The sequence below is a fragment of the Hydrogenophaga sp. genome, from assembly GCF_011772445.1.
Lineage (GTDB): Bacteria > Pseudomonadota > Gammaproteobacteria > Burkholderiales > Burkholderiaceae_C > Hydrogenophaga.
On sequence record NZ_WVZN01000011.1, the window covers coordinates 34,863 to 45,570 of the forward strand.

Sequence of the window (10,708 nt, forward strand, 5' to 3'; positions counted from 1 at the left end):
CACCATGCCCCAGCCCACCGGCGGACATGGGGGACGATCGCTTCACTCCATGGGCGCGCCCGCAAGGAACCACTCGCCGATCAACGCGCGCTCCTCGTCGCTGATGCCCGTGGCGTTGTTGATCGGCATGGTCTTGCTCACCACCGCCTGCTGGTACACCGCCTGCGCGTGGCGCTTCAATTCCGCCGGGCTGTCCAGCCGCACGCCCTTGGACTGCAGGGACTCGCCGTGGCACATGACGCAGCGCTGGGCCACCACGGCCTGCACCTGCGCGGCGCTCACCGCCGGCCGCGCCGCCACCGGGGCCTGCGGCGCGGGCTTGAGCCACACGATCACGCCGACCAGCACCGCCACGCCCGCCACCGCGTACTTCCACGGGTGCGGGTTGCGGCCCAGCTTGTACCCGTGGCGCAGGACGAAGAACTGCCGGATCGCCGCGCCCGCGGCCATCATGGCGATCAGCACCCAGCCGTTGTGCGGGTGGGCGTAGGTGAAGCTGTAGTGGTTGCTCAGCATGGCGAACAGCACCGGCAGCGTGAAGTAGGTGTTGTGCACGCTGCGCTGCTTGCCGCGCTGGCCGTGGATCGGGTCCACCGGCTGGCCGGCCTTCAGCGCGGCCACCACCTTGCGCTGGCCCGGGATGATCCAGAAGAACACGTTGGCGCTCATGGCCGTGGCGATCATCGCGCCCACCAGCAGAAAGGCCGCGCGGCCCGCGAACAGCGAGGTGGCCAGCAGCGCCGCGACCACCACGAGCAGCGCCACCGCCGCGCCCACCTTGGCGTCTCCGTTCTTCGTCTGCCCCAGCGTGCGGCAGATGGCGTCATAGGCCAGCCAGAACACCACCAGGAAGGCCAGCGCGGTGGTGATGGCCGCCGGCGGCGACCAGTCGAACACCTGCGGGTCGATCAGGTAGACGCTCGGGCTCCACAGGTAGGACACCAGGAACAGCGCGAAGCCCGAGAGCCAGGTGGAGTAGCTCTCCCAGAAGAACCAGTGCAGGTGGCCCGGCAACTGCGGTGGCGACACCGCGTACTTCACCGGGTGGTAGAAACCGCCGCCGTGCACGGCCCACAGCTCGCCGGTGGCGCCCTCGCGGCGCAGCGACTCGTCTTCAGGCGCGGTGAGGCTGCTGTCGAGGAAAACGAAATAGAAGGAGGAGCCGATCCAGGCGATGGCGACGATCACGTGCAGCCAGCGCAGCAGCAGGTTGGCCCAGTCGAGCAGGTAGGTTTCCATGGCACCTCGTTCAGGGGACGGCGTGAAACCGTCCGGTGTTTCGACTCACCACCGCGGGCGCTCTGAGCCGACCGAGGGCCGCGATACACGGTGCGTTGTTGCACCGGCTCCGCTGCGACCACAGAAGGCCCGCAGTGTAGCGGCGGTTCAGATGCTTTTGGCGTCGTTCGGTGTCATCAGCAACAACTGCGCCACCACCGCCGCCGCGATCACCGCCGGTGCCTTGCCGGTGATGCCGGGCAGGCCGATCGGGCAGGTCACGCGCGCGAGCTCGGCCTCGCTGAAGCCGCGTTCGAGCAGGCGGTGGCGGAAGGTGGCCCACTTGGTGCGGCTGCCGATCAGGCCGATGAAAGCGAGGTCGTCGCGCTCGCGCAGGCGGCGCAGGCAGGCGGCCACGATGTCGAGATCCTCGGCGTGCGAGAAGCTCATGACCAGCACCAGCGAGCCACTCGCGAGCGCCGGCACGGCGCCCTGCACCGGATCGGAGTGCTCGGCCGCCACGCCGTCGGGCAAGGGATCGGGAAACACCTCGTCGCGGCTGTCGATCCAGGTGATGGCAAAGGGCAGTGGCGCGAGCGCGCGCACCAGCGCGCGGCCCACGTGACCGCCGCCGAACAGGGCCACGGCGTGGCGCGCCGCGCCCAGGCGCTCGCGCAAGGCCTCGGCGTCGGCGGCACCCACCAATTCATACGAAAGTTCCAAGGCACCGCCGCAGCACTGGCCCAGGCTGGGACCCAGCGTGACCGATTGCACGGGGGCATCCACCGCGCGTCGAGAGAGCATCACGCGCGCGCGCCGCATCGCGTCCCATTCGAGGTGTCCGCCGCCGATGGTGTCGATGGTGCCGTTCTCGAACACCGCCATCCAGGTGCCGGCCTCACGGGGCACCGAGCCGCGCGAGGCGCGCACCGTCACCAGCACGGCGGGCTCGTCGCGCAGGCGGCGAAGGAAGGTCTGCAGCTCACCCGCCATGTGTGGTGTCCATGTCGACAAAGCTGTATGGATCTGTAAGAGGACTCAAGAGCCGCCCAGTATCGGCCGTTGTGATTGGCACCGTGTGCGGTTTCGCACATACACTCCATCGGCCCCGCGGTATGGCTGGGCCGGCACCGTTGAGAGAATCGCATGACACGAGACAACCCCGCCGCCCCAGGCCGCTCCGACGCCCCCAAGGCATCCGCGCTGCGCTGGACCGGTCTGACGATTGCGGCCCTGCTGGCCGCCTGCGCGGCACCGCTGCCGCCTCCGCCGCCGCCGCCACCCCCACCACCTCCCATGCCCGCGCCACCGCCCCCGCCGGTGAGCACACGCCCTGCGCCCAAACACGTGTCGCACGCCGCGTCGCCCAACGACTACCGCAAGGACGGCGCGCGCCACCTCTATGAGCGCAACGGCCACCGCATCTACAAGGGCAAGCTGCCGCCGCTGCTGCACGCGGTGGGCGTGCTGCAGGTGGAGGTGGACGACATTGGCGACATCAAGCAGGTGAGCTGGATGCGTGCCCCCAGCCACGCGCCGGACGTGATGCGCGAGATCGAGCGCACGGTGCGCGCGGCGGCGCCCTTCCCCGCTCCTGTGCGCATGGGACGCGTGACGTACACCGAGGTGTGGCTCTGGGACAAGAGCGGCAACTTCCAGCTCGACACGCTGACCGAAGGACAGCGCAGCAAGTGATCTCCGTGGGTTGAGATTTTTTCGGGCCCGCCTCTTTGGCGGGCCTTCTTGTTTGCGCGTGGCTTTCTCCGGCGGGTCCGGTCATCGGCGATTGGGTGTCCGGCTCCGCGAATGTCCCCCGCCAAGGGCTACGCCCTTGGCTCCTCCTTTATTTCGCTACGCCGGACACCCAATCACCGACGACCTCGTTGGCACTCGATCTGTTGGTGCGCCAAGGGGCCTGTTGCTCGCGGACGCTGGGTGCCCTGCGTAGCGAAATAAAGGAGGAGGACCGGGCAGAGCCCGGTCCGGGGGACATTCGCGGAGCAGGGCACCCAGTGGCCGCGAGCTTCGCGAGGTGCAGGCAAGAAACGCCACGCCAACACTCAACTCCCGCGATAAGTCGAATAAGCCCAGGGACTCACCAACAAGGGCACGTGGTAGTGCTGATCCACCCGCGCCACCCCGAAATCCAGCGCCACACGATCAAGAAACCGTGGCTCCGGCAACTCCACGCCGCGCGCGTCGAAGTAACCCTTCACCTCAAACACCAGCCGATACGTTCCCACCTTCAGGGATGCGTTGTCCAGCAAGGGACCATCGGGATTGCGCCCATCCGCATTCAACGTGAAACGCTTGATCAGCGTCGCCTGCTCGCCCTGCGTGGCGTACAGCGCCACCCCCATGCCCGCGGCCGGGCAGCCGTGCATCGTGTCCAGTACGTGGGTGCTCAGGCCCATGGTGGTGATCTCCAGTCAGCAGTCGTTGGTCGACCAAAAGTGTATACAGTTTGGCGCGATTCTGGCTATCATCCGCCGCATGGAAACGTCCAGCACGGCCCAGATCGTCGATGCGCTCACGCGCGCCATCGTGGAGCACCGGCTGCGCCCGGGCACCAAGCTGGCCGAGCAGAAGCTGGCCGACCACTTCGGCGTCTCGCGCACGCTCGTCAGGCAAGCCCTGTTCCAGCTCTCGCAGAACCGCCTCATCCGCCTGGAGCCCGCGCGCGGCGCCTTCGTTTCCACCCCCTCGGCCGATGAGGCGCGCCAGGTCTTCGCCGTGCGCCGCATGCTCGAGGTGGAGATGACCCGCGCCTTCGTGCGCCAGGCCACCCCCGCCACGCTGCGCGCCCTGCGCGAGCACCTCGCGCAGGAGCGCCAGGCCGTGTTGCAGCAGGACGTGCCCGGCCGCACCGAACTGCTGGGCGACTTTCATGTGCGCATGGCCGAACTGATGGACAACCGCGTGCTGGCCGACCTGCTGCGCGACCTGATCTCGCGCTGCGCGCTCATCACCCTCATGTACCAGAGCAGCGAGGCCGCCGCCGATTCCTGCGAGGAGCACGCCGCCATCGTGAAGGCCCTGGCCGCACGCGACGAGGCGCTGGCCGTGCGCCTGATGGACGAGCACCTGCAGCACGTCGAGGCCAGCCTGGCCTTCGACCGCCCCCTGCCCGCGAACGAACTCTCATTGGCCCTGTCCTGAACGCCTGCATGACCTACGACAGCACCGCCCCCTACCCGCGCGACCTCATCGGCCACGGCCGCGACGTGCCGCACGCCCGCTGGCCCGGCGGCGCGCGCATCGCCGTGCAGTTCGTCCTCAACTACGAAGAAGGCGGCGAGAACAGCGTGCTGCACGGCGACGACGCCTCCGAGCAGTTCCTCTCCGAGATGTTCAACCCCGCGGCCTACCCCGCGCGGCACATCAGCATGGAGGGCATCTACGAATACGGCTCGCGCGCGGGCGTGTGGCGCCTGCTGCGCGAGTTCGAACGCCGCGGCCTGCCACTCACCGTGTTCGGCGTGGCGCACGCGCTGCAGCGCCATCGCGAGGTGACGGCCGCCTTCGTCGAACTCGGTCACGACATCGCCTGCCACGGCCTCAAGTGGATCCACTACCAGAACGTGGACGAACCGACCGAGCGCGCGCACATGGCCGAGGCCATGCGCATCCTCACCGAACTCACCGGCCAGCGCCCGCTGGGCTGGTACACCGGGCGCGACAGCCCCAACACCCGCCGCCTGGTGGCCGACTTCGGCGGTTTCGACTACGACAGCGACTACTACGGCGACGACCTGCCCTTCTGGATGAAGGTGAGAAAGAGCGACGGCAGCGACACGCACCAGCTCATCGTGCCGTACACGCTCGACTGCAACGACATGCGCTTTGCGCTGCCGCAGGGCTACTCGCACGCCGAGCCCTTCTTCCAGTACATGAAGGACACCTTCGACGTGCTTTATGCCGAGGGCGACCCGAACGGCCTGGACCGGCCCAAGATGATGAGCATCGGCATGCACTGCCGCCTGCTGGGCCGGCCCGGCCGCATCACCGCGCTGCAGCGCTTCCTCGACCACGTGCAGTCGCACGACAAGGTGTGGATCGCGCGCCGGCTCGACATCGCGCGCCACTGGAAAACCCGGTTCCCCCAGCCCGCCTGACGCCATGGCCCTCACACTCGACACCTTCAACGCCGCCGCGCCCGCCGAGGCCCTGCGCCTGCTCGACGGCCTGTACGAACACTCGCCCTGGGTGGTGGAGCGCGCGCTCGCGAAGCGCCCCTTCGCCAGTCTGGCCGCGCTCAAATGGGCGCTGGTGCAATCGGTGGCCGGCGCCACGCGCGAGGAACAGCTCGCACTGATCCGCGCCCACCCCGAACTCGCCGGCAAGGCCATGGTGGCCAACGCGCTCACCACCGAAAGCACGGGTGAACAGAGCCGCGCCGGCCTCACCCACTGCACACCGGAAGAATTCCAGACGCTGCAGCAGCTCAACGCCGACTACAACGCGCGCTTCGGCTTCCCCTTCATCCTGGCGGTGCGCGGCCCGCGCGGCAGCGGCCTCACGCGCCAGCAGATCATCGCCACCTTCCAGCGCCGCCTGCACAACCCGGTGGACTTCGAGCGCGAGGAGGCCCTGCGCAACATCCACCGCATCGCCGAGATCCGCCTGGCCGACAAGTTCGGTGCCGAACCCGCGCTGGGCCACCACGTGTGGGACTGGCACGAAAGCCTCGCGCAACACAGCGACCCGGGCTTCAAGGAAAACGGCCAGCTCACCGTCACCTACCTCACCGACGCGCATCGGGCCTGCCAGAAGGAACTGATGGCGCGCATGCGCGAATGCGGTTTCGATGAAGTCGCGATCGACGCGGTGGGCAACGTGGTGGGCGTGTACCACGGCGCCACGCCCGACGCGAAGCGCCTGCTCACCGGCAGCCACTTCGACACCGTGCGCAACGGCGGCAAGTACGACGGGCGCCTGGGCATCTTCGTGCCGCTGGCCTGCGTGGAGCGCCTGCACCAGGCCGGCCAACGCCTGCCCTTCGGCATCGAGGTGGTGGCCTTCTCGGAAGAGGAAGGCCAGCGCTACAAGGCCACCTTCCTCGGCTCGGGCGCGCTCACGGGTGACTTCAACCCCGCCTGGCTGGAGCAGACCGACGCCGAGGGCGTCGCCATGCGCGAAGCCATGCGCACCGCCGGCCTGCCCGGCACGCTGGACGCCATTGCCACGCTGCGCCGCGACCCGTCGCGCTACCTCGGCTTCGTCGAGGTGCACATCGAACAAGGCCCCGTGCTCAACGAGATGGGCCTGCCGCTGGCCGTGGTCACCTCCATCAACGCCGGCGTGCGCCACGTGGGCGAGGTCATCGGCATGGCCAGCCACGCCGGCACCACGCCCATGGACCGCCGCCGCGACGCCGCCTGCGCCGTGGCCGAACTCGCGCTCTACATGGAACGCCGTGCCGCGCAGGACGGCGACTCGGTCGCCACCATCGGCCTGCTCAACGTGCCCGGTGGCTCCATCAACGTGGTGCCCGGGCGCTGCCAGTTCTCGCTCGACCTGCGCGCACCGAATGACGATCAGCGCGACGCGCTGGAGCGCGACGTGCTCGCCGAACTCAGCGCCATCTGCGAACGCCGCGGCCTGGGTCAGCGCCTGGAGCGCACCATGGCCGCCTCGGCCGCGCCCAGCCACCGCGCCTGGCAGGCGCGCTGGGAAAAGGCCGTGGCCGCGCTGGGTCTGCCGGTGCACCGCATGCCCAGCGGCGCCGGCCACGACGCCATGAAGCTGCACGAGGTGATGCCGCAGGCCATGCTGTTCGTGCGCGGCGAAAACAGCGGCATCAGCCACAACCCACTGGAAAGCAGCACCAGCGACGACATCGAGCTGTGCGTGCTGGCTTTCGACCACCTGCTGAATCAACTGGCCGTCGACCCCCTCTGACCATGACCACGCCCCACACCCAACTCGACGCCTGGATCGACGCCCACTTCGACGAGCAGATCGCCTTCCTGCAACAGCTCGTGCGCGTGCCCACCGACACGCCCCCCGGCAACAACGCCCCGCACGCCGAGCGCACCGCCGAACTGCTGGCCGCCATGGGCTACGCCGCAGAGAAGCACGCCGTGCCCGAAGCCGAGGTGCAGGCCGCCGGCCTGCAGAGCATCACCAACCTCATCGTGCGCCGCCGATTCGCCGACGGCGGCCCGGTGATCGCGCTGAACGCCCACGGGGACGTGGTGCCGCCCGGCGAAGGCTGGACGCACGACCCCTACGGCGGCGAGATCGCCAATGGCGCCATGTACGGCCGCGCCACCGCGGTGAGCAAAAGCGACTTCTCCAGCTTCACCTTCGCGCTGCGCGCGCTCGAATCGCTGAAGGCCCCGCTCAAGGGCGGTGTCGAGCTGCACTTCACCTACGACGAGGAGTTCGGCGGCGAGCTCGGCCCCGGCTGGCTGCTGGCCAAGGGCCTGACGAAGCCCGACCTGATGATCGCCGCCGGCTTCAGCTACCAGGTGGTGGTGGCGCACAACGGCTGCCTGCAACTCGAGGTGACGGTGCAGGGCGAGATGGCGCACGCCGCCATCCCCGACAGCGGCACCGACGCGCTGCAGGGCGCCACGCACATCCTCAACGCCCTGTACGCGCTCAACCGCGACTACCTCCAGGTGCGTTCGACCGTCGAGGGCATCACCCACCCCTACCTCAACGTCGGCCTCATCAGCGGCGGCACCAACACCAACGTCATCCCCGGCAAGGTGGTGCTCAAGCTCGACCGCCGCATGATCCCCGAGGAAGACCCCGCACAAGTGGAGGCCGCGCTGCGCGAAACCATCGCCAAGGCCGCCGCCAGCTTCGAGCCACCGCGCGGCGGCAAGGCCCTGCGGGTGGACGTCAAGCGCCTGCTGCTGGCGCGCGCCATGCAGCCGCTGGCGGGCAATGCCGAGCTGGTGAAGGCCCTGCAAACCCACGGCGAAGCGGTCTTCGGCGAGCCCATCCCCGCCGTCGGCACGCCGCTCTACACCGACGTGCGCCTGTATGTCGAACGCGGCATCCCCGGCGTCATCTACGGTGCCGGCCCGCGCACCGTGCGCGAGTCCAACGCCAAGCGCGCCGACGAGCACGTGCGCCTGGACGACCTGCGCCGCGCCACCAAGGTCGTCGCGCGCGCCCTGCACGACCTGCTGCGCGCCTGATACCCTGGCGTGGGGCCGGCCGCAGGCGCTGCCACAATGCCGGCCCCGTCACCGCAGACAACGAGGAGACCGCCATGACGCCCGCCGAACAGGCCCTGCGCGACGCCGCGCTCGAGTACCACCGCAGCCCCCGCCAGGGCAAGATCACGGTGGCCCCCACCAAGCCCCTGTCCAACCAGCGCGACCTGTCCCTGGCCTACTCCCCCGGCGTGGCCTACCCCTGCCTGGAGATCCAGGCCGACCCCAACAAGGCCGCCGACTACACCAGCCGCGGCAACCTCGTGGCCGTGGTCACCAACGGCACCGCCGTGCTGGGCCTGGGCGACATCGGCCCGCTCGCGGGCAAGCCCGTGATGGAAGGCAAGGGCTGCCTGTTCAAGAAGTTCGCCGGCATCGACGTCTTCGACATCGAGCTCGCCGAGAAGGACCCGGACAAGCTGGTGGACATCATCGCCGCGCTGGAGCCCACACTGGGCGGCATCAACCTCGAGGACATCAAGGCCCCCGAGTGCTTCTACATCGAAAAGAAGCTGCGCGAGCGCCTGAACATTCCGGTGTTCCACGACGACCAGCACGGCACGGCCATCATCAGCGCGGCCGCCCTGCTCAACGGCCTGGAGCTCGTGGGCAAGGCCATCGGTGAAGTGACGGTGGCCGTCTCCGGCGCCGGTGCCGCCGCCATTGCCTGCCTGGACGTGATGGTCGGCCTGGGCGTCTCGCGCGAGCGCATCTACGTCTGCGACTCCAAGGGCGTGCTGTACCAGGGCCGCCCCGGCGGCATGGACGCATCGAAGCAGCGCTACGCGCAGGCCACCGACAAGCGCACCCTGGCCGATGCGGTGAACGGTGCCGACGTGTTCCTGGGCTGCTCGGCCCCCGGCGTGATGACGGCCGAGATGGTCAAGACCATGGCCGCCCAACCCATCATCCTCGCCCTGGCCAACCCCGAGCCCGAGATCCGCCCCGAGCTCGCCAAGGCCGTGCGGCCCGACTGCATCATCGCCACCGGCCGCAGCGACTACCCGAACCAGGTCAACAACGTCCTGTGCTTCCCCTACATCTTCCGCGGCGCCCTCGACTGCGGCGCCACGCGCATCACCGAGGAAATGAAGCTGGCCTGCGTGCGCCAGATCGCCGACCTGGTGAAGAGCGAGACCAGCGAAGAGGTGGCCAACGCCTACGCGGGGCAAGACCTCAGCTTCGGCCCCGACTACCTCATCCCCAAGCCCTTCGACTCGCGCCTGATCCTGCGCATCGCGCCGGCCGTGGCGCAGGCGGCGGCCGACTCCGGCGTGGCCACGCGGCCCATCGCCGACATGGATGCCTACCGCCAGCAGCTCGGCCGCTTCGTCTACCAGACCGGCATCCTCATGCAGCCCGTCTTCAGCGCCGCCAAGGCCCAGGCCAAGAAGCAGCGCGTGGCCTATGCCGACGGCGAGGACGAGCGCGCGCTGCGCGCCGCGCAGATGGCCATCGACGACGGCCTGGCGCATCCCATCCTCATCGGCCGCCCGGCCGTCATCGAGGCGCGCATCGCCAAGGCCGGCCTGCGCATGCGCCTGGGTGTGGACGTGGAGAACGTCAATCCCGAGGACGACCCGCGCTTCCGCCAGTACTGGGAGCACTACCACAAGCTCATGGGCCGCCAGGGCGCCACGCCCGAGGTGGCCAAGGCCGCGGTGCGCCGCTCCAACACCATCATCGGCTCGCTCATGATCTCGCTCGGCGACGCCGACGCCCTCATCTGCGGCCTGGTGGGCAGCTACATGACCCACCTCGAGCGCATCGACAGCATCCTGGGCCGCCGCGAAGGCGCCAGCCTCTACGCCTCGGTCAACGCCCTCATGACCGACCGCGGCCCGGTCTTCATCGCCGACACCTACGTCAACGAAGAACCCAGCGCCGAGGAACTCGCCGAGATCGCCGGCATGGCCGCGCAGGCCGTGCAGCGCTTCGGCCACCAGCCGCGCGTGGCCTTCCTCTCGCACTCCAGCTATGGCTCCAGCAAGCGCCCCTCGGCGCGCAAGATGGCGCGCGCCCGAGACCTGTTCGTGGCCGCGCACCCCGGCATCGAGTGCGACGGCGAGCTGCACGGCGACGCCGCGCTGCAGCCCGAGATCCGCGCCGCCTACCTGGCGGAGGGCACGCTCAAGGGCTCGGCCAACCTGCTCATCTGCCCCAACCTGGACGCGGCCAACATCCTCTACAACGTGATGAAGACCACCACCAGCGGCGGCGTCACCGTGGGCCCCGTCCTCATGGGCGCCAAAGGCACGGTGCACATCCTCACGCCCGCGGCCACCGTGCGCCGGGTGCTCAACATGACGGCGCTGGCC

8 protein-coding genes and 1 pseudogene are annotated in these 10,708 nt (G+C 69.4%); 6 read left to right on the forward strand and 3 right to left on the reverse strand.

Annotation, left to right across the window (positions count from 1 at the left end):
- Positions 1-42: 42 nt before the first annotated feature.
- Both GTO19_RS04765 and xdhC read right to left on the reverse strand, forming a co-directional pair.
- Positions 43-1,239, reverse strand: a complete 1,197-nt coding sequence (locus GTO19_RS04765; protein WP_291022317.1) for a urate hydroxylase PuuD — start codon at positions 1,237-1,239, stop codon at positions 43-45.
- A 147-nt stretch (positions 1,240-1,386) separates the two neighbouring features.
- Positions 1,387-2,211, reverse strand: a complete 825-nt coding sequence (xdhC, locus tag GTO19_RS04770) for a xanthine dehydrogenase accessory protein XdhC (RefSeq protein WP_291022319.1) — start codon at positions 2,209-2,211, stop codon at positions 1,387-1,389.
- A 153-nt stretch (positions 2,212-2,364) separates the two neighbouring features.
- Between xdhC and GTO19_RS04775 the strand changes: the two genes are divergently transcribed.
- Complete coding sequence (locus GTO19_RS04775) at positions 2,365-2,913, forward strand: hypothetical protein (protein ID WP_291022321.1); 549 nt, start codon at positions 2,365-2,367, stop codon at positions 2,911-2,913.
- Between the two features lie 365 nt (positions 2,914-3,278).
- Here the strand turns inward: GTO19_RS04775 and uraH are convergent, their stop codons facing one another.
- Entirely contained in the window at positions 3,279-3,632 is a 354-nt protein-coding gene (gene uraH / locus GTO19_RS04780) for a hydroxyisourate hydrolase (protein WP_291022323.1), read from the reverse strand.
- Between the two features lie 70 nt (positions 3,633-3,702).
- On the opposite strand from uraH, the gene GTO19_RS04785 reads away from it, so the two are divergent.
- From GTO19_RS04785 to GTO19_RS04805, 5 genes and pseudogenes are all read left to right on the forward strand, one after another.
- A complete protein-coding gene (locus GTO19_RS04785) occupies positions 3,703-4,377 on the forward strand; it encodes a GntR family transcriptional regulator (RefSeq protein ID WP_291022644.1) in 675 nt (224 codons plus the stop codon).
- Between the two features lie 8 nt (positions 4,378-4,385).
- Positions 4,386-5,333, forward strand: a complete 948-nt coding sequence (puuE, locus tag GTO19_RS04790; RefSeq protein WP_291022324.1) for an allantoinase PuuE — start codon at positions 4,386-4,388, stop codon at positions 5,331-5,333.
- Between the two features lie 4 nt (positions 5,334-5,337).
- The gene (uraD, locus tag GTO19_RS04795; RefSeq protein ID WP_291022326.1) at positions 5,338-7,119 is read left to right on the forward strand and encodes a 2-oxo-4-hydroxy-4-carboxy-5-ureidoimidazoline decarboxylase; all 1,782 of its coding nucleotides are present in this window, start codon (positions 5,338-5,340) and stop codon (positions 7,117-7,119) included.
- 2 nt (positions 7,120-7,121) lie between these two features.
- Positions 7,122-8,372 carry a M20/M25/M40 family metallo-hydrolase gene (locus GTO19_RS04800; RefSeq protein WP_291022328.1) on the forward strand — a complete coding sequence of 417 codons (1,251 nt, stop codon included), beginning with the start codon at positions 7,122-7,124 and terminating at the stop codon, positions 8,370-8,372.
- Positions 8,373-8,446: 74 nt separating this feature from the next.
- Positions 8,447-10,708 (forward strand): annotated as a pseudogene (locus GTO19_RS04805) (NADP-dependent malic enzyme); the annotation flags it as partial.

Coding starts and splice junctions, on each gene's coding strand:
- puuE (WP_291022324.1), top strand. CDS start 4,386: ATGACCTACGACAGCACCGCCCCCTACCCGCGCGACCTCATCGGCCAC.
- GTO19_RS04800 (WP_291022328.1), top strand. CDS start 7,122: ATGACCACGCCCCACACCCAACTCGACGCCTGGATCGACGCCCACTTC.
- GTO19_RS04775 (WP_291022321.1), top strand. CDS start 2,365: ATGACACGAGACAACCCCGCCGCCCCAGGCCGCTCCGACGCCCCCAAG.
- uraD (WP_291022326.1), top strand. CDS start 5,338: ATGGCCCTCACACTCGACACCTTCAACGCCGCCGCGCCCGCCGAGGCC.
- xdhC (WP_291022319.1), bottom strand. CDS start 2,211: ATGGCGGGTGAGCTGCAGACCTTCCTTCGCCGCCTGCGCGACGAGCCC.
- uraH (WP_291022323.1), bottom strand. CDS start 3,632: ATGGGCCTGAGCACCCACGTACTGGACACGATGCACGGCTGCCCGGCC.
- GTO19_RS04765 (WP_291022317.1), bottom strand. CDS start 1,239: ATGGAAACCTACCTGCTCGACTGGGCCAACCTGCTGCTGCGCTGGCTG.